An 18496-nucleotide genomic window follows, 5' to 3' on the forward strand; every position below is an offset into this window, starting at 1 on the left:
CCTCTAGAAGCCGCGGTCGAGACGGTGCCACGTCTGCTGGAGACGCAGCTCGTCGCGGAACCCGCGTGCGGTGGTGTGCTCGTCGATCACCAGGAACTCGGTGCCGACCATGGTCGCGAAGTCCTCGACGACCTGCAGGCCGACCGCCGTCGTCATGACGGTGTGGTGGGCGGCGCCGGCGGTGAGCCAGGCCTCGGCGGCGACGGGGAACGACGGCCGGGGCTCCCAGACCGCGCGGCCCACGGGCAGCTTCGGCAGGGCCTCGGTCGGGGGCACGACGTCGACGACGTTCGCCGTGAGGCGGAAGCCGTCGCGGGTGTCGGACAGCGCGACGACGACGGCCTCGCCGGAGTCGGCGGTGAAGACCAGGCGGACCGGGTCGTCCTTGCCACCGATGCCGAGCGGGTGGATCTCGAGCGTCGGCTTCGTGGTGGTGAGCGTCGGCGAGACCTCGAGCATGTGCGCCCCGAGGATCTTCTCGGCGCCCGGGGTGAGGTCGTAGGTGTAGTCCTCCATCAGGGAGGCACCACCGGGCAGGCCGGCACCGGCGACGTTCATCGCGCGGACCAGGACCGCCGTCTTCCAGTCACCCTCGGCACCGAAGCCGTAGCCGTCGGCCATCAGTCGCTGCACGGCCAGGCCCGGCAGCTGCTTGAGCGAGCCGAGGTCCTCGAAGTTCGTGGTGAACGCGGCGCTGCAGTTCTGCGCGAGCAGGGTGCGGAGGCCGATCTCGATGGCGGCACCGTCGCGGAGCGCAGCGTGCCGTTCGCCGCCGGCGCTGCGGAGTGACGGGTCCACGTCGTAGTCGCGCTCGTACGTCGCCACGAGCGCGTCGACCGCTGCCGTGTCCGCTGCTGCGGCGTCCACCGCTGCCGCGAGCTCGTTGACGGCCCACGTGTTGACCTGCACGCCGAGCTCGATCTCGGCCTCGGTCTTGTCACCCTCGGTGACGGCGACGTAGCGCATGTTGTCGCCGAAGCGGGTCAGCTTCAGCTCGCGGACGGCCGCGGCACCGGCGGCGGCACGGGTCCAGTTCGCGACACGCTGCTGGACGCGGGGGTCCGAGACGTGGCCGACGGCCGTGGCGTGCCGGACGCCGAGGCGGGCCAGGGCGTAGCCGAACTCACGGTCGCCGTGCGCGGCCTGGTTGAGGTTCATGAAGTCGAAGTCGATGTCCGCCCAGGGCAGCGTGACGTTCGCCTGCGTGTGCAGGTGCAGCAGCGGCTTGGTCAGCGCCTGCAGGCCGCCGATCCACATCTTGGCCGGGCTGAACGTGTGCATCCACGTGGTGACGCCGATGACCTTGTCGTCGGCGCTCGCCTCGATGAGCGCGCGGCGGATGCCGTCGGCGTCCTTGAGCACGGGCTTCCAGACGAGCTTCACCGGCAGGTGCCCGGCGAGCTCCGCGTGGACGGCCTTGCTCTGCTCCTCGACCTGGCGCAGGGTCTCCTCGCCGTAGAGCCCCTGGGAGCCGGTGAGGAACCAGACCTCGTAGCTGTCGAGCGTTTCCTGGGGGTCGACGTGCGTCGGGGTGTCCTGCGTCATCGCATGGCTCCTTCGGGGTTCTGTCCGTAGACGTTCTGGTAGCGATCGAAGAGTCGATCGATGTCTGCTTCGGGGATCGGGACGACCTCGCCGCCCTGCTTCGCGATGTGGACGGTCCGTGCCACGTCCTCGCACATCACGGCCGCCTTGACGGCGTCCTTCGCGTCCTTGCCGATCGTGAAGACGCCGTGGTTCTGCATCAGGACCGCACGGCTGCGGTGGCCGCTCAGGGTGTCGACGATGCCGTGGCCGATCGAGTCGTCGCCGATGATCGCGAACGGGCCGACCGGGATGGGGCCGCCGAACTCGTCCGCCATCGCCGTGATGACGCACGGGATCGCCTCGGCGCGGGCGGCCCAGGCGGTCGCGTACGTCGAGTGGGTGTGCACGACACCGCCGACCTCGGGCATGTTCCGGTACACGTAGGCGTGCGCGGCGGTGTCGCTGGACGGGCCGTGCTCGTTGCCCCAGCCCTCGGCCGGCACGCCGTCAAGGGTGCAGACGACCTGGTTCTCGGGCGTCAGGTCGTCGCTCGACACCCCGCTCGGCTTGATGACGAACAGGTCCGTGCCGGGCACGCGCTCGGAGACGTTGCCGCCGGTCCAGATCACGAGGCCGTAGCGGACGAGTTCGCCGTGCAGGCGCGCGACGCGCTCCCGCGTCGTCGCCACCGCCTGGCGTGTGGTCTCGTCGATCGCGTCCGTCATCGGGTCACTTCCTCTGTCTGGAGGCGCGGGTCGGCGCCGTCGGTCTCTTCGGTCGGTCCTGTGGTCGCGCTGGGGCGGGTCGCCGCCGCGGCGACGTCCTGCACGGGCAGTGCGGCCCGGTAGCGCTCCAGGTACGTCTGGAACCCGGCGAGGTCCGCCGACTCGGGTTCGGCCACGTGCACGGCGTCCCCGCCGAACACGGTGTCGGACAGGTAGTCGGCGAGCAGCTGGTCGGTGTGCTCGAGGTAGGCGGCCAGCACCGCGATCCCCCATGCGCCGCCCTCGCCCGCCGTCTCCTCGAGCGCGATCGGCACGCGCAACGCCGCCGCGAGGAGCCGCTGCGGGCTGCCCGGCGTGCGGAAGAGCCCGCCGTGCGCCGTCATCCGGTCCACCTGCACCTGTTCGCCGTGCAGGACGTCCATGCCGATGGCAAGGGTCGCGAAGGCGCCGTGCACCTCGGAGCGCACCAGGTTGCCGAGCGTGAAGCGTGCGCCGGGGGTGCGGAGCAGCAGGGGTCGGCCGTCCTCGACGTGGGTGACGGGTTCGCCGGCCAGGTAGTTGAACGAGAGCAGACCGCCGGCGTCCGGGTCGGTGTCGTCGGCGACGGCCTCGGCGAACAGGGTGGCGTAGACGTCGTCGATGCCGATCGGCGTCGCGCCGGTCCGCTCGCTCGAGGCCTCGGCGAAGCGTCCGAACACCCGGGCCCAGCTCGCGATCTCGCTCGCGCCGTTGTTGCAGTGCACCATCGCCACGGCGTCGCCTGCCGGGGTGGTGACGACGTCGAGTTCCTCGTGCGCGGTGGTCAGCGGCTGCTCGAGCACGACCATCGTGAAGATGCTCGTGCCGACGCTGACGTTGCCGGTGCGCGGGGCGACGGCGTTCGTCGCGACCATGCCGGTGCCGGCGTCGCCCTCGGGCGGGCAGAGCGGTGCGCCGGGTTCGAGTGTGCCGGTCGGGTCGAGCCAGGCCGCACCCTCGGGGGTCAGCTCGCCGGCTTCGGCACCGGCGACGAGGACCTCGGGCAGCAGGGACCGCAGGTCCGGCACGCCGATCAGGTCCTGCGCGGTGGCGAGCATGGCGTGGTCGAAGTCCTTCGCGCCCGGGTCGCCGGGGCCGCTGTCGACGGGGCCGCCCTCGATCGGGAACATGCCGCTCGCGTCGCCGACGCCGAGCACGTTCCGGCCGGTCAGACGACGGTGGACGTAGCCGGCCAGGGTCGTCACACCGGCGATCTCGGCCACGTGCGGCTCGTCGTCGAGGACCGCCTGGTACAGGTGCGCGATCGACCACCGCAGCGGGATGTTGAACCCGAGGGCCTCGCTGAGCCGTTCGGCCGCAGGCCCCGTCGAGGTGTTGCGCCAGGTACGGAACGGCACGAGCAGCTCACCCGCGGCGTCGAACGCCAGGTAGCCGTGCATCATCGCGCTCACGCCCGCCGCGCGGTAGGTGCTCGGGGCGACGCCGTACTGCGCCTCGACATCGGCCACCAGGGCGGCGTACGCGGCACGGAGTCCGGTCTCGACTGCCTCGAGCGAGTAGGTCCAGCGGCCGTCGACGTACTCGTTCTCCCACTCGTGGGAACCGGCAGCGATGGGCACGAGGTCCTCGTCCACCAGGCAGGCCTTGATGCGGGTGGAACCGAGCTCGATCCCGAGTGTGGTGCGGCCGTCCACGATCCGCTGTCGGCGGTCGTCACCCATGTGTTCCTCCAGAACCTCGTCGTCCTCAGTGAGCGCTCACATCCTGGCACGTGAGCGCTCACTCGTGCAACGCCGCGGCGCGCCGCCGGTGCGCCCGTCCCGCCAGCGGTCGAAACACCCCGCTCAGTTCCCCCGACCGGTCACGAATCGTCGTCCGGCGCTTCCGCAGCCGACCATTCCTGACCACTCGACGTCCCACGCGCGACGGGTCGTGACCGCGCGACGAACGAGGCCGGCGACGACGTGCGACCACCGCAACACTGCACCCGCGCAAGTCCCGACCACCCGCTGCCCCGCATCCGTGCAAGTCCCGACCACCGGCCACCCTGAACCCGCGCACGTCCCGACCACCGACCCCGCACCCGCGCAAGTCCCGACCAACGACTCTCCGAACCCGCGACACCCCGAACTGCGGCGCTCGGGACGGTCACGACACCCCGCTGCCTCCCCACCGCGCGGTCACGAACTGTCGGCTGGAGGGGCGCCGAGCGACGAGTCGTGACCGCTCGACCACGGCGGACGGGGTGTTGTGACCGCTCGACCACGAGCACGACCACGACCACGAGCACCAGCACCAGCGAGGTCGCACGACACGCCGCGACCGGTCCGCCGAGTTCGCGCGACCTCGCAAGCCCCGAACCCCGAGCGCCGAGGCCCGAGCCCCGAGCCCCGAGCCCCGAACCCCGACCGCGCCCTACGCGCCGACGGTGCTCTCGCGGATGACGAGCGACGGGGTCACGGCCGCCGACGACGCCGTCCCGCCGTCGATCAGGGCGAGGAGCGCCTGCCCCGCGACCCGTCCGAGCTCCTCGAGCCGCAGGTCCACGGTGGTCAGCGGCGGCCTCGAGGCGAGCGCCATCACGTCCCAGTCGTCGAACCCCGTGACCGCGACGTCTCCGGGCACCGAACGCCCGAGTTCCCGCAGCCGGTCGCACACGCCCCGGGCGATCTGGTCGCTGCCGCAGACGATCGCGTCGACGTCGGGCGACTCCCGTGCGAGCACGTCCACGGCCTGCCGTCCCCAGCGCTCCGACCACTCGCCGTACAGCGGGTCGGTGACCAGGTGCGGCCCGAGGACCGACGAGGCACCGGCGACCCGTCGTGCCGCGGACCGGTGCCGCGCCGGCCCCGTCACGATCGCGACCCGCTGCCGCCCGAGCGAGCGCACGTGCGAGGCGACCAGTGCCGAACCGGCGGCGTCGTCGAGGGTGACCGACACGTCGGCGTCGTCGGTCGAGGGCGTGAAGGCGTAGACGACGGGGATCGATACGTCGATCGGGGGACGGGCGTCGGCGGAACGGCCGGTCACGATGATGCCGTCGACGCCGCGGGCCGCCAGGGAGCGCAGGTAGTGGGCCTCGCGGACGTGGTCGTCGCGGGTGTCGCACAGCAGGACGGCCATCCGTCCGGCGGACAGAGCATCCTCGGCACCGAGCAGCACCGGGATCGAGAACCGTCCGAACGAGTCGGTGGTGATCATGCCGACGGTGTAGGTCCGCCCGGATGACAGCGCACGGGCCCGGGCATCGCCGACGAACCCGAGCTTCTCGGCGGCTTCCTTCACCCGCAGCCGGGTGGTGTCCCGCAGCTGCCCGGTGCCGTTCAGCGCCTTCGACGCGGTGCCGATCGACACCCCGGCGAGCGCCGCCACGTCGGTGATCCGGATCGGCTGTCCGGTGCGTTCGAGCGTCACGGCAACCACCTTTCCGACGATCAGGGCGTGCCGATGACCTTACACAAAACCGCCGGAATGCTCTTGCGCGACGTGCGCCCCGTGTCGTAGCGTCCACCGCAGAAACCGTTTTCCGGATGGCCAGCTCCATCCGGACGGTGCCAGTCACATCGCAAGGAGGCGACATGACCACCACGCTCGCGACCGATCGCGGCGCGCACACCGCGACCCCGGTCCTCCCGACCGCCGACGCGCACCTCACGCTCCGGCCGCTGCCGACCGGCGACGCCCGGATCACCGGCGGCTTCTGGGCGCTCCGCCAGGAGCGCAACGGCCGCGACGCCGTCCGCAGCGGCTACCAGCAGCTCGAGACGGCCGGCAACTTCCGCAACCTCCGCATCGCCGCGGGACTCGAGGAGGGCGAGGCCGTCGGCCCGATCTTCATGGACTCCGACGTGACGAAGTGGCTCGAGGCCGTGGCCTGGGAGTACGGCCGCGCCCCCGCCGAGGACCTGCTCGACCTGCAGCGCGAGGTCACCGCCCTGTACGCCCGGGCACAGGCCGACGACGGGTACCTCGACTCCGTCCAGCAGGTCCGTGGGAAGGGCGAGCGGTACACCGACCTCAAGTGGAGCCACGAGATGTACTGCGCCGGGCACCTGTACCAGGCGGCCGTGGCCCAGCACCGTGCGACGGGCGACACCGGGCTGCTCGACGTCGCGATCAAGAACGCCGACCACCTGGTCCGCACGTTCGGCGACGGCACCGCACCGGACGGCACGCCGAAGACGCGCGACGTCGACGGCCACCCCGTCGTCGAGATGGGCCTGGTCGAGCTGTACCGCGAGACCGGCAACCGTGACTACCTCGACCTGGCGCACTGGTTCGTCGACGCCCGCGGGCACGGGATCATCGAGCGCGCCGGCGGCGAGCCGACGTACTTCTCCGACCGGGTGCCGAGCCGGCAGGCCACGACCGTCGAGGGCCACGCTGTGCGCGCCGTGTACCTGGCGGCGGGTGCCGTGGACGTCGCGATCGAGACCGGGGACGCCGAGCTCCTCACCGCGAGCGAGCGCCAGTTCGCGGACATGATGGCGACGAAGGCCTTCATCACCGGCGGCCTCGGGGCGCGCTGGGACTGGGAGGCGTTCGGCGACCCGTACGAGCTGCCGACCGACCGCGGCTACGCCGAGACCTGCGCGGCCATCGGCGGGGTGCAGTGGGCCTGGCGCCTGCTGCTCGCCACCGGCAAGCCGGTCTACGCCGACGCGATCGAGCGCCTGCTCTACAACGCGTTCCTCGCCGGGGTGAGCCTGGCCGGTACCGAGTACTTCTACGTGAACCCGCTCCAGCAGCGCGACCACGCCCACCAGGACGAGAACCGCTCGCCCGCCCACGGGCGCCGCGGCTGGTTCGACTGCGCCTGCTGCCCGCCGAACATCATGCGCACCTTCGCGAGCCTCGACGGCTACCTGGCCACGGCAACCGACGGCGGGCTGCAGATCCACCAGTACGCCACCGCCGACCTCGGTCCGGTGCGGGTCGAGACCGACTACCCGCACGACGGCCGCGTCCGTGTCACGGTCACCGAGGACGGCCCGCTCGCCCTGGGGCTGCGCATCCCGGCCTGGTCGGACACCACGACCGTCACGGGTCCGGACGGGTCCGCGAGTCCGACAGCGGGCACGCTGCACGTCGTCGACCGCGAGTGGTCGGCGGGCGACACGGTCGAGCTCGTCTTCGACACGACGCCGCACCGCTACGTCGCCGACGCCCGCATCGACGCCGCCCGCGGGCAGGTCGCGATCGAGCGCGGCCCGCTCGTGTACGCGGTCGAGCAGGCGGACCAGCAGGGCTTCACGGTCGACGACCTGACGGTCGACGCGGATGCGCCGATCACCGAGGAGCGCCGCGACGACCTGCTCGACGGCGTCGTCACGCTGCGGTTCCCGGGGCACGCCCCGGCCGAGCACGTGCAGCCCGCCTGGCCGTACCAGCGTCTGGACGCGACCCGGTCTGGAGGCGCGGATCACGCCGGAGACGCGACCAGCGTCGACGACGTGGCCGGTCCGCAGGGCGCCACCACGGGCCTCCAGGCCGGTCGCGACGTCACCGCGATCGCCGTCCCGTACTACGCGTGGGCCAACCGGGGAGCCGCGCCGATGCGCGTCTGGCTCCCGCTGGCGCGGTGACCGGCGTGGACCGCCGTGCGTTCCTCGTCGGCGGCGTCGCCGGCGGGGCCGCCCTCGCCCTGGCCGGGTGCTCCGGCACCCTGCCGAAGGTCGTCGCGAAGCCCGCGAGCTTCGGGAAGAACGCGACCGGCACCGTGCAGGTGTGGTGCCGGTCGGCGACCCAGGCCGGCCTGACGTCGGCCGTCGCCGGGTTCAACAAGGCGAACCCGGCGCTGCAGGTCCAGCTGACGCCCGTGCCGGACGCGCAGTACGTGACCAAGCTCGCGACCGCGATCCGCGGGGGTGAGCCGCCGGACGTCGTCGACATCGACGACATCAACTCGCAGCTGTTCATCTTCCGCGAGGCGTTCGCCGACCTGACCGACGTGGTCAAGAGCCTGGACTACTTCGACGCGATCTCGCCGGGGCACCTGCGCCTGCTCGAGTACCGCGACCGGTACTACGGCCTGCCCTACCTGGCCGACAACTCGCAGCTGTTCGTGAACACCGAGCTGTTCGAGCGAGCGGGCCTCGACGTCGAGGAGTCGACGAAGGACCTGTCCACGCTGCTCGACGCGGCGAAGGCCATCCGGAAGCTCGACGACGACGTGTACGGCTGGTCGATCTCCGGCAACGCCGCCGGCATCATCGGCTTCGTCACGCAGCCGCACGTCTGGGCGACCGGGGTCGACATGATGACCGGCGAGGTGGGGTCCCAGCGGGCGAACATCACCGGCAACGAGGCCCTCGAACGCATGCTCGAGTTCTACCGGCAGCTCTGGAAGGACGGCGTGCTGTCGCAGGCGACGTACTCCGACGCCGGCACCACGTGGGGTGCCGACTTCCGGGCCGGCAAGGTGGGGATCTTCCCGACCTCGTACGGGGCGACCGTGCCCGCGGCCACCAAGGCGATGCGGGCGAAGATGCAGACGGTGCTCATCCCGTCGTGGGACGGCCAGCGGTCGTTCTTCGACGGCGGCGACAACATGTGCATCCCGAACGGGGCGGCGAACCCGTCCGGTGGGTGGGCGTTCATGCAGTACGCGAACGGGCTCCAGCAGCAGCAGGCACTGCCCGACGGCGGGTACTTCCCGACGCGGTCCGACGCCGCCACCCCGGAGTACCGCAAGCGGTTCCCGCTGGCGTACGGGCCGCTCGACGCCATCGACAAGGGCTACGCGCCGCAGACGCTGGCGTACAACCTGCTCAACAACCAGCCGTCGTCGCCGTACTTCGCGATGTTCCGGGAGGCCGTGTTCGGGTCGGGGAGCGCTGCCGCCATGCGGACGGCGCAGTCCGACTACCAGCGGATCCTCGACCAGGTGCAGGCCTGAGCCTGCCTGCCTGTCTTCTCCGCTCGTCCCGCTCGTCTCGCTCTTGTTGATGCACAGAGAGGTGCACGCATGTCGACCATCTCCACCCGGCGCCCCGCCGCCCGGACCGGCCCGGGCCGTCCCACCGTGGGCCGCGGCCCGGGGCGTGGCGGCTCCGTCCGGACCCGCAACTCGCTCACCCACCCGCCGCGCACCGGCGCCGTCCTCGTCGCCCCGGCGATCCTGTTCGTCGCCGTCTTCGTGCTCGTGCCGCTCGTGTTCGCGCTCTACATCTCGTTCACGAACTGGCCCCTGATCGGCCCGTACCGGTTCATCGGGCTGCAGAACTACCTGACGCTGTTCCAGGACCCGACGTTCGTGCACGCGATCGGCTACACGCTGCTGTACACGGCGATCGTGACCCTGCCGATCCTGGCGCTCGGGTACTTCCTCGCCGTGCTCGTCCGGGCCCGTCGCCGTGGCAGCACGATCCTGCGGACGGTGTTCTTCCTGCCGTACGTGGTCGGGCTGACGACACTCTCGTTCATGCTCGTGCTCGAGGCGCAGCCGAACTCCGGCGCCGTGAACATGGTGCTCCGCTGGCTCGGGATCACCGACGGCAGCACCGCGTGGCTCGTGAACGGCCCGCTGGCGACACTGCTCATCTGCGTACTCGTGGTCTGGGCGGTGTCCGGACTGACCATGGTGCTGCTCATGTCGGCGATGCAGGGCGTCCCCGACGAGGTCTACGAGTCGGCGCAGCTCGAGGGGGCCTCCTGGTGGCAGACCGAACGCCTCATCACGTTCCCGATGATCCGCTCCACCGTCGCGCTGAGCGTCATCATCTCGGTGATCGGATCGCTGCTCGCCTTCAACCAGTTCTACATCCTGACCCAGGGCGGACCGGGCACCGAGACCACCACGATCGTGAACGCGATCTACAACCGCGGGTTCGTGAACCTACAGCTCGGAGCGGCGACCGCCCAGTCGATCGCCCTCGTCGTGGTGATCGCCGCCGTGACGGTGTTCCAGTTCTGGGCACTGCGAGAGAAGGACTGACGCCATGAGCACCACGACCTCCCGTGCGGCCCTCGCGGCGCCGGACCTGTCCACCAGGACCCTGACCACCACGGGTGACGGCCGACGTCGGCGCCACCAGCAGGGCAGCGTCCAGCACCCCCGCGACACCACCGTCAAGCGCACCCTGTACGCCATCGCCGGCATCGGTTCCGCGCTCGTGTTCGGCGTCCCGCTCATCTGGTCGATCCTGCGGGCGTTCCAGTCCGAGGCCGTCATCACGCAGGCCCCCGACCCGGCGACGTTCTTCCAGCTCGGGTGGCAGAACTTCGCCGCCGTGTTCGCCTCGTCGTCGCACCTGCTCACCGGCGTCGTGAACTCGCTCATCGTGTCGATCGCCACGGCGGTGCTGACCGCGGTGATCGCGACCATGGCGGGCTACGGGTTCGCGCGCTTCCGGTTCCGGGGCGCCGGCCTCGTGTTCGGCCTGGTGCTGCTGACGATGATGGTGCCGTTCCAGGCCATCCTCACGCCGCTGTACCTCGAGATGAACGCCATGGGGCTGACGAACTCGCTGCTCGGGCTCGTGCTGTTCTACACGACGGTGAACCTGCCGTTCGGGGTGTTCGTGATGCGGAACGCGTTCGAGTCGATCCCCACCGAGCTCGAGGACTCGGCCTTCGTCGACGGGGCCTCGCGCTTCCGGGTCGTCGTGTCGGTGCTCCGCCCGCTGCTCCTGCCCGGGGCGGCGACCGCGGCGCTCTACGCGTTCCTGGCGTCGTGGACGGAGTTCCTCGGAGCCCTGACGTTCCTGACGAAGGACTCGCTGTACACGCTGCCCGTCGCGCTGCTCAACCTGCAGACCGGGGCGTACGGGCAGGTGTCGTACGGCAACCTCGTCGCCGGGTCGGTGGTGGCGATGATCCCGTGCATCGCGCTGTACGTCGGGTTGCAACGGTTCTACGTCGCCGGGCTGTCGTCCGGGGCGTTGAAGGGCTGACGGTCGGGTCAGCTCGGGGTCGTGCACGGCTTCGCACCGTGCGCGGCCCCTCGGTCGGTGCGGGGTTGTGCGCGGCTTCGCACCGTCCGCGGCCGCTCGGTCGGTGCGGGGTTGACCGCTCGGTGCGCGACTGTAGCGCCGCACCGAGCGATCAACCTCGCACCGGCCGCACAACGCCGCACCGTGCGCCGCGGGCCCGCGCAGGGAAGAACCTCGCACCACCCGCACACCGCCGCACGGTGCGACGGGGCGCTACGTGCTGCGCCGCACCACCAGCTCGGGCGCGAGCAGCGTCTCGTCGCGGGGCTCTCCCTCGACCAGGGCACGCACGGTGTCGAGCACCCGCTCCCCCATCGCCCGGAAGTCCTGCCGCACGGTGGTCAGCGGCGGCGTGAAGTGCGCCGCCTCGGGGACGTCGTCGAACCCCACGACCGCGATGTCGTCGGGCACCCGCAGCCCCTCGTCGGCGAAGGCGTGCAGCACTCCGAGCGCCATCTGGTCGTTGCCCGCGAAGACGGCGTCGACCGTCCCCACGTCGATGTGCCGGGCGGCCGCGAAGCCGCTCGCCGGGGTCCAGTCGCCCTCGAGCACGACCGGTTCGAGCCCGGCGTCCTGCATGATCCGCACGTAGGTGGCCCGGCGCACCTCGGACTCCTGCGACACGTGCGGCCCGGCGATGTGCACGATCCGACGGTGTCCGCGGTCGAACAGGTGCTGCATGACGAGCGAGGTGCCGGCCGCCTGGTCGATGGCGACGGCGGCGACGCTCGGCGCGACCGGGGTCCGGACGGCGTCTCGTTGCACCGCGTTCGACACCACGACGGGCACCGTGACCGGCACGGTGAGCGATGCGAGGGCGTCGAGCACCCGGTTGTCGGCGGCGACCAGCACGATCGCGGCGACGTCCTGTGCGAGCAGCGTGGTGAGCGCCCCGGACAGGTCGGACGGCCGCGGTTCCTCGGGCAGGGTCGACAGCAGCACGTGGTAACCGGCGGAGCGGGCCGCCCGTTCGAAGCCGATCGAGGTGCTCGACGGACCGTACAGCGCGTCGCCGGCGGTGATGATGCCGAGCACCTTGCTCCGCCCGCCGGCGAGCGCCCGGGCGGCGGCGCGGGGCCGGTACCCGAGCTCGGTGACGGCGTCGGTGACCTGCGTCCGGAACTGCTCGCGGACGGTCGGATCGCCGTTGATCACGCGGGAGACGGTCTGGTGGGACACGCCGGCGCGTTCGGCGACGTCGAAGATCGTCGGGGCCTTCCGGCGCTTGCCGCCCCTGCCCTCGGGGGCGGTCGTGGTGCTCACGTGGCCAACCGTACCGCTCGGTCCGGTCGCCGCGGCAAGATCACGAAACGGCGGTGTTGAGTTGACACCCCGTCACGGAACCCACAAGATGTGAGCGCTCACACGAGCGCATCCCACGGGGCACAGCAGCCCCGGCACCCGACCGCGTCGAGGACGACGCGAAGGAACAGAGGTACTTCGATGATGAAGCGCAGGATCATCGCGGGCGTCGCAGCCGTCGGCATCGCGATCTCGCTGGCCGCTTGCTCGGCCGGCGGCCGTGCGTCCACCGATGGTGGCGGCAGCGGCGACAACAAGGGCGCCCTCGTCGGCGTCGCCATGCCCACCAAGGTCTCCGAGCGGTGGATCAAGGACGGCAACGCCGTCAAGAGCGACCTCGAGAAGGCCGGCTACAAGGTCGACCTCGAGTACGGCGACAACAAGGTCCAGCAGCAGGCCCAGCAGGTCAGCAACATGATCACCAAGGGCGCGAAGGTCCTGATCATCGCGTCGATCGACGGTGGCGCACTCTCCGACCAGCTCGACGCCGCCGCCAAGGCCGGCATCAAGGTGATCTCGTACGACCGCCTGCTCACGGGCAACAAGAACGTCGACTACTACGTGTCCTTCGACAACGAGAAGGTCGGCGTCGACCAGGCGAACAGCCTGCTCACCGGCCTGGGCGTGCTCGACGCGGACGGCAAGAAGACCGGCGAGAAGGGCCCCTTCAACATCGAGGTCTTCGCCGGCTCGCTCGACGACAACAACGCCGGGTTCTTCTTCAACGGCGCCATGAAGACGCTCAAGCCGTACCTCGAGGACGGCACGCTGAAGATCCAGTCCGGCCAGGACGAGCTGTCCCAGGCCGCGACGCAGCAGTGGGACCCGGCCACGGCCAAGGCCCGCATGCAGAACCTGATCGCGAAGTCCTACTCGGGCGGCACCACGCTCGACGGCGTGCTCTCGCCGTACGACGGCATCTCGATCGGCATCATCTCGGCGCTCCAGGGCGCCGGGTACGGCACGAGCGACCGTCCGCTCCCGACGGTCACGGGCCAGGACGCCGAGGCCGCCTCGGTCAAGTCGATCATCGCCGGCCAGCAGTACTCGACGATCTACAAGGACACGCGCAAGCTCGCCAAGCAGTCCGTCACCATGGCCGAGGACCTGCTCACCGGCAAGGACCCCGAGGTCAACGACACGAAGAGCTACGACAACAAGGTCAAGGTCGTCCCGACCTTCCTGTTCCAGCCGACGGTCGTCACGAAGGACAACTACAAGGAAGTCCTCGTGGACTCCGGGTACTACACCGAAGCCGACCTGAAGTAGTCAGGCCCATCTCACGGACCGGAGGCGCGGTGCCAGCCCGCACCGCGCCTCCAGTCCGTCTCCACCAGCGCGCACGCGCGCACGACGGAAAGGCGTCCACATGGCGGACACCATCCTCGAGATGCGGGACATCACCAAGACGTTCCCCGGCGTCAAGGCCCTGCAGGGTGTCTCGATCGAGGTCGAGCGCGGCCAGGTCCACGCGATCTGCGGCGAGAACGGCGCGGGCAAGTCGACGCTCATGAAGGTGCTGTCGGGTGTCTACCCGGCCGGCTCCTTCGACGGCGAGATCCTGCTCGACGGCGAACCCGTGCGGTTCGCGAACATCAACGACTCCGAGGCTGCGGGCGTCGTCATCATCCACCAGGAGCTGGCGCTCAGCCCCTTCCTGTCGATCGCCGAGAACATCTTCCTCGGCAACGAGCAGTCCAAGGGCGGCTTCATCGACTGGAACAAGACGAACCTGACGGCCGCCGAGCTGCTCAAGCGCGTCGGGCTGAAGGACAACCCCGTCACCAAGGTCGTCGACCTCGGTGTCGGCAAGCAGCAGCTCGTCGAGATCGCGAAGGCGCTCTCGAAGGAGGTGAAGCTCCTCATCCTCGACGAGCCCACCGCCGCGCTGAACGACGACGACTCCGCGCACCTGCTCGAGCTCATCCGCTCGCTGCAGGCCGAGGGGATGACGGCGATCATCATCAGCCACAAGCTCAACGAGATCAAGGCGATCGCGGACAAGGTCACGATCATCCGCGACGGCAAGACCATCGAGACGCTCGACATGCGGGCCGACGACGTGTCCGAGGACCGGATCATCCGCGGGATGGTCGGCCGTGACCTGTCGAACCGGTACCCCGAGCGCGAGAACCCCGTCATCGGCGAGGAACTGCTGCGGATCGAGGACTGGACCGTCCACCACCAGCTCGACTCGTCGCGCGAGATCATCCACCAGGCCAACCTCAACGTCCGCGCCGGCGAGGTCGTCGGCATCGCCGGGCTCATGGGCGCCGGCCGCACGGAACTCGCGATGAGCGTCTTCGGGCAGTCCTACGGCACCGGCATCAGCGGCACCGTCTACAAGCGCGGCACCCCGATCAAGACGCACACCGTCTCGCAGGCGATCGACAACGGCATCGCCTACGTCACCGAGGACCGCAAGCGGTACGGCCTGAACCTGATCGACGACATCAAGCGGAACATCTCCGGGTCGGCACTCGGCAAGCTCGCCAACTGGGGCTTCGTGAACTCCTCGGAGGAGACCACCGTCGCGACCCAGTTCCTCAAGAGCCTCAACATCAAGGCGCCGAACGTCGACGTCGTGACCGGAAAGCTCTCCGGCGGGAACCAGCAGAAGGTCGTCCTGTCGAAGTGGATGTACGCCGACCCCGACGTGCTCATCCTCGACGAGCCGACCCGCGGCATCGACGTCGGCGCGAAGTACGAGATCTACACGATCATCAACCAGCTCGCCGACCAGGGGAAGGCGGTCATCGTGATCTCCTCCGAGCTCCCCGAACTGCTCGGCATCTGCGACCGCATCTACACCCTCTCCGAGGGCACCATCACGGCCGACGTCCCGCGCGCCGAGGCGACGCCCGAGGTCCTCATGCAGTACATGACCCAGGAACGGGAGACCCCTGTCAATGAACGCGCTTAAGTCCGCCGTCGGCTACCTCACCGGGCAGCTCCGACAGATCGGCCTGTTCATCGCGCTGATCGTCATCGTCATCTTCTTCCAGGTGACCACGAACGGCATCACGCTGGCCCCGATCAACGTCTCGAACCTGATCGTCCAGAACAGCTACATCCTCATCCTGGCCATCGGCATGGTCATGGTCATCATCGCCGGACACATCGACCTGTCGGTCGGGTCGGTGGTCGCCTTCACCGGTGCCATGGCCGGCGTGATGATCACGCAGTGGAACATCCCGTGGCCGATCGCGGTCGTGCTGTGCCTGGTGGTCGGTGCACTCGTCGGCGCCTGGCAGGGCTTCTGGATCGCCTACTTCGGGATCCCGGCGTTCATCGTGACGCTGGCGGGCATGCTCGCGTTCCGCGGCGCGGCGCAGATCGTCCTGCAGAACCAGCAGATCTCGCCGTTCCCCGCCGGCTTCCGCTCGCTCGGCTCCGGCTTCCTGCCGTCCTTCGGCACCACCGGGTACGAGCCGCTCACGATGATCCTCGGCTTCGCCGCCGCGGCCGTCATGGTGATCGCCGCGTTCCGCGGTCGCATCACGCGTCGCAAGTACCAGCTCGAGAGCGAGCCGTTCGCCTGGTTCATCGTGAAGACGGCGTTCGGCGCCGTGCTCGTGATCTACGTGGCGCTCCTGCTCGCCAGCTACAACGGCACCCCGATCGTGCTCGTCGTGCTCGGCGCCCTCGTGGTGATCTACTCGGTCGTCATGCGGAGCGCGGTGTTCGGCCGCCACATCTACGCGATCGGTGGCAACGCCCTGGCCGCGCAGCTGTCGGGTGTGAAGACGAAGCGCGTGACGTTCCTGCTCTTCGTCAACATGGGTGTCATCTCGGCCCTGGCGGGCGTGGTCTTCACCGGCCAGCTCAACCTGGCGGCACCGGGCGCGGGCAACGGCTTCGAGCTCGACGCCATCGCTGCCGTCTTCATCGGTGGCGCGGCCGTCACCGGTGGCATCGGCACCGTGCCGGGAGCCATCGTCGGTGGTCTGATCATCGGTCTGCTGAACAACGGCATGTCGATCCTCGGTGTCGGCACCGAGTTCCAGTCCCTGATCAAGGGCCTGGTGCTGCTCGCCGCCGTCGCGTTCGACGTGTTCAACAAGCGCCGGGCGGCGTCCGCGCGCAAGTAGCGCGTTCGGGCGTGCGCGCGCGTGCGCGCGTGTGCGTGCGCGTGTTCGCTTGGTGAGCAGAAACGGTCGGGTCCTCGATGGGGACCCGACCGTTTCTGCTCACGAACGCGACAGGACGGCCCAACCCCCGGCCGGGAGGCGCAGGGTCCCGTCCCCGAGATCGGCCCCGCCCGCCTCGACCTGCGTCGCGTCGGCCACGGGCACCTCGACGGGATCGTCCGACAGGTTCAGGGCGGTCACCACGGCGGCGTCCGCCGTCGCGGTCCGCAGCACCACGGCGGTGTTGGTCAGGTGCACGACGTCGGTGTGTGCGCGGTGCAGCCACGGGTTCCGGCGACGCAGGGCGATGAGCGCCTCGTACGCGTGGGTCAGGTCCGTCGGCTCCGGCACCTCGGCCGGGAACTCCGGGCGGACCGCGTCGTCGCCGCCCTCACGTTCCTCCTTCACCCCGGTCCAGCCGTACTCGTCGCCCGCGTAGACCACCGGGGTCCCCGCCACCGTGAACAGCACCGCGGCGGCATGCCCGGCGAACCGCTCCCCCACCGCACTCGCGATCCGGGTGACGTCGTGGTTGCCGACGAACGTCGTCGGGGCGAAGGTGGCCAGCAGCGCGTCGTGCCGCTCGATCGCGTGCGCGAGCTCGTGGCCGTTGCGGTCCGCGATGCCGTGCCAGATCCCCTGCCACAACTCGTACTGGGTCAGCGAGTCCATCGTCGAGTCGCGCGCGATCGCCGCCGCGTCGCCGTGGATCACCTCGCCGCTGAACCAGGCGTCCGGGAACCGCTCCCGCACCCGCGGCAGCACCCGCGCCCAGAACGCTGGCGGCACCGCGTACGCCGCGTCGAGCCGCCAACCGTCGACGCCGCGGGCCAGCCAGTGCGTCATCACTTCCACCACGAGGTCCTCGGTGGCGCGACTGTCGTGGTCGAGCGCGACGAGGATGTCGTGGCCCTCGAACAGCCCGACGGGCACGGGCTGCCCCGGGTGCCACCCGGACCAGTCGATGGCGAACAGGCCGGCGGTCGGTGCCTCCGGGCCGTGGTCCGACAACGCACGGAACGCCGGGTGCTCCCGGCCGACGTGGTTGAACACCCCGTCCAGCAGCACCCGCACGCCCCGCTCGTGGGCCGCGGCGACCAGGGCGTCGAAGCCGGCGTCGTCGCCCAGGCGCGGGTCGATGTGGAAGTGGTCGACCGTGTCGTACCCGTGGGTCGAGCTCGCGAACACCGGGCCGAGCAACAGGCCGTTCAGACCGAGGTCGACGACGTGGTCGAGCCACCCGGTCAGGCGGTCGAGGCGGTGTTCGAGCGGACGCTCGCCCACTGGTGCCGTCGGACGGACCTCGGCGCCGACGAAGCCGAGCGGGTAGACGTGCCACCACATCACGTGCTGGACCCAGGCCGGCTCGGACGGACGGGCGGGGGCGGTGTCGGGGTTCACCGCTCCGATGCTGCCAGGCGCACCTGGACCGTGTGCGTGGTCGCTGTGTGCCGCCCCGCCGAGCAGGACGAGGATGGGGCCATGGGACGGGCGATCAGGACGGAAGCCGATGCGTCGGCATCGGAGTCGACACACGCCGAACGGACCTGCGCCTCGTGCGGGCGACGGATGCCGTCCTCCGCGGCGCCGGAGGCGAAGTGGTGTTCCGGAGCCTGCCGTCGACACGGCCTCGACGACACCGACCGGGCCCTCGAGCAGCGCATCGACGAACTGCTCGCGGCACGGGCGCGGACCTCGAGCATCTGCCCGTCCGAGGTCGCACGCTCACTCGACCCGGACGACTGGCGACCGCTGATGGAGCCCGCACGTCGAGCCGCCCGGCGCATGGTGGCGCGCGGCGAGGTCGAGATCACCCAGGGCGGGTCGGTCGTCGACCCGTCGACCGCCAAGGGCCCGATCCGCATCCGCCGTCCGCGGTGAGGGAACACGTGTCGTTCAA

14 protein-coding genes are annotated in these 18496 nt (G+C 70.5%); 8 read left to right on the top strand and 6 right to left on the bottom strand.

Features of this window, described 5'->3' with window-relative positions; all coding sequences use genetic code 11:
* Positions 1 to 3: 3 nt before the first annotated feature.
* The 4 genes from araA to DEJ19_RS13895 all read right to left on the bottom strand — a co-directional run bounded on the left by araA (position 4) and on the right by DEJ19_RS13895 (position 5645).
* A complete protein-coding gene (araA, locus tag DEJ19_RS13880) occupies positions 4 to 1545 on the bottom strand; it encodes an L-arabinose isomerase (RefSeq protein WP_111234310.1) in 1542 nt (513 codons plus the stop codon).
* A complete protein-coding gene (locus DEJ19_RS13885; RefSeq protein WP_071247850.1) occupies positions 1542 to 2252 on the bottom strand; it encodes an L-ribulose-5-phosphate 4-epimerase in 711 nt (236 codons plus the stop codon). Before DEJ19_RS13885 ends, araA begins: the two co-directional genes overlap by 4 nt.
* The gene (locus DEJ19_RS13890) at positions 2249 to 3952 is read right to left on the bottom strand and encodes a xylulokinase (RefSeq protein WP_111234309.1); all 1704 of its coding nucleotides are present in this window, start codon (positions 3950 to 3952) and stop codon (positions 2249 to 2251) included. Before DEJ19_RS13890 ends, DEJ19_RS13885 begins: the two co-directional genes overlap by 4 nt.
* Before the next feature lie 694 nt (positions 3953 to 4646).
* A complete protein-coding gene (locus DEJ19_RS13895; protein WP_110865212.1) occupies positions 4647 to 5645 on the bottom strand; it encodes a LacI family DNA-binding transcriptional regulator in 999 nt (332 codons plus the stop codon).
* Positions 5646 to 5809: 164 nt separating this feature from the next.
* On the opposite strand from DEJ19_RS13895, the gene DEJ19_RS13900 reads away from it, so the two are divergent.
* From DEJ19_RS13900 to DEJ19_RS13915, 4 genes are all read left to right on the top strand, one after another.
* Positions 5810 to 7816, top strand: a complete 2007-nt coding sequence (locus DEJ19_RS13900; protein ID WP_111233997.1) for a glycoside hydrolase family 127 protein — start codon at positions 5810 to 5812, stop codon at positions 7814 to 7816.
* Positions 7813 to 9129, top strand: a complete 1317-nt coding sequence (locus DEJ19_RS13905) for an ABC transporter substrate-binding protein (RefSeq protein ID WP_258377466.1) — start codon at positions 7813 to 7815, stop codon at positions 9127 to 9129. The genes DEJ19_RS13900 and DEJ19_RS13905 overlap by 4 nt, the downstream gene beginning before the upstream one ends.
* 69 nt (positions 9130 to 9198) lie before the next feature.
* Positions 9199 to 10167: a carbohydrate ABC transporter permease gene (locus DEJ19_RS13910; RefSeq protein WP_111095888.1), complete on the top strand. Its 969-nt coding sequence runs from the start codon at positions 9199 to 9201 to the stop codon at positions 10165 to 10167.
* Positions 10168 to 10171: 4 nt separating this feature from the next.
* Positions 10172 to 11125, top strand: a complete 954-nt coding sequence (locus DEJ19_RS13915) for a carbohydrate ABC transporter permease (RefSeq protein ID WP_027466164.1) — start codon at positions 10172 to 10174, stop codon at positions 11123 to 11125.
* A gap of 252 nt (positions 11126 to 11377) precedes the next feature.
* On the opposite strand, the gene DEJ19_RS13920 is transcribed toward DEJ19_RS13915, so the two are convergent.
* Positions 11378 to 12427, bottom strand: a complete 1050-nt coding sequence (locus DEJ19_RS13920; protein WP_111233995.1) for a LacI family DNA-binding transcriptional regulator — start codon at positions 12425 to 12427, stop codon at positions 11378 to 11380.
* A gap of 180 nt (positions 12428 to 12607) precedes the next feature.
* On the opposite strand from DEJ19_RS13920, the gene chvE reads away from it, so the two are divergent.
* The 3 genes from chvE (at position 12608) to mmsB (ending at position 16557) form a co-directional block, all read left to right on the top strand.
* The gene (gene chvE / locus DEJ19_RS13925) at positions 12608 to 13735 is read left to right on the top strand and encodes a multiple monosaccharide ABC transporter substrate-binding protein (protein WP_111029920.1); all 1128 of its coding nucleotides are present in this window, start codon (positions 12608 to 12610) and stop codon (positions 13733 to 13735) included.
* A 100-nt stretch (positions 13736 to 13835) separates the two neighbouring features.
* Positions 13836 to 15389, top strand: a complete 1554-nt coding sequence (gene mmsA, locus DEJ19_RS13930; RefSeq protein ID WP_027466161.1) for a multiple monosaccharide ABC transporter ATP-binding protein — start codon at positions 13836 to 13838, stop codon at positions 15387 to 15389.
* The gene (gene mmsB, locus DEJ19_RS13935; RefSeq protein WP_027466160.1) at positions 15376 to 16557 is read left to right on the top strand and encodes a multiple monosaccharide ABC transporter permease; all 1182 of its coding nucleotides are present in this window, start codon (positions 15376 to 15378) and stop codon (positions 16555 to 16557) included. Before mmsA ends, mmsB begins: the two co-directional genes overlap by 14 nt.
* Positions 16558 to 16656: 99 nt before the next feature.
* Here the strand turns inward: mmsB and DEJ19_RS13940 are convergent, their stop codons facing one another.
* Complete coding sequence (locus DEJ19_RS13940; protein ID WP_258377465.1) at positions 16657 to 17997, bottom strand: alpha-amylase family glycosyl hydrolase; 1341 nt, start codon at positions 17995 to 17997, stop codon at positions 16657 to 16659.
* An 81-nt stretch (positions 17998 to 18078) separates the two neighbouring features.
* On the opposite strand from DEJ19_RS13940, the gene DEJ19_RS13945 reads away from it, so the two are divergent.
* A complete protein-coding gene (locus DEJ19_RS13945; RefSeq protein ID WP_110865206.1) occupies positions 18079 to 18477 on the top strand; it encodes a DUF3253 domain-containing protein in 399 nt (132 codons plus the stop codon).
* Positions 18478 to 18496 lie beyond the last annotated feature (19 nt).

The sequence above is a fragment of the Curtobacterium sp. MCSS17_016 genome (genome assembly GCF_003234255.2).
GTDB lineage: Bacteria > Actinomycetota > Actinomycetes > Actinomycetales > Microbacteriaceae > Curtobacterium > Curtobacterium flaccumfaciens.

What these genes read in the sequence shown, in the direction of transcription:
- araA (WP_111234310.1), bottom strand. Translation starts at nt 1,545, where the DNA reads ATGACGCAGGACACCCCGACGCACGTCGACCCCCAGGAAACGCTCGAC.
- DEJ19_RS13885 (WP_071247850.1), bottom strand. Translation starts at nt 2,252, where the DNA reads ATGACGGACGCGATCGACGAGACCACACGCCAGGCGGTGGCGACGACG.
- DEJ19_RS13890 (WP_111234309.1), bottom strand. Translation starts at nt 3,952, where the DNA reads ATGGGTGACGACCGCCGACAGCGGATCGTGGACGGCCGCACCACACTC.
- DEJ19_RS13900 (WP_111233997.1), top strand. Translation starts at nt 5,810, where the DNA reads ATGACCACCACGCTCGCGACCGATCGCGGCGCGCACACCGCGACCCCG.
- DEJ19_RS13910 (WP_111095888.1), top strand. Translation starts at nt 9,199, where the DNA reads ATGTCGACCATCTCCACCCGGCGCCCCGCCGCCCGGACCGGCCCGGGC.
- DEJ19_RS13915 (WP_027466164.1), top strand. Translation starts at nt 10,172, where the DNA reads ATGAGCACCACGACCTCCCGTGCGGCCCTCGCGGCGCCGGACCTGTCC.
- chvE (WP_111029920.1), top strand. Translation starts at nt 12,608, where the DNA reads ATGATGAAGCGCAGGATCATCGCGGGCGTCGCAGCCGTCGGCATCGCG.
- mmsA (WP_027466161.1), top strand. Translation starts at nt 13,836, where the DNA reads ATGGCGGACACCATCCTCGAGATGCGGGACATCACCAAGACGTTCCCC.
- mmsB (WP_027466160.1), top strand. Translation starts at nt 15,376, where the DNA reads ATGAACGCGCTTAAGTCCGCCGTCGGCTACCTCACCGGGCAGCTCCGA.
- DEJ19_RS13945 (WP_110865206.1), top strand. Translation starts at nt 18,079, where the DNA reads ATGGGACGGGCGATCAGGACGGAAGCCGATGCGTCGGCATCGGAGTCG.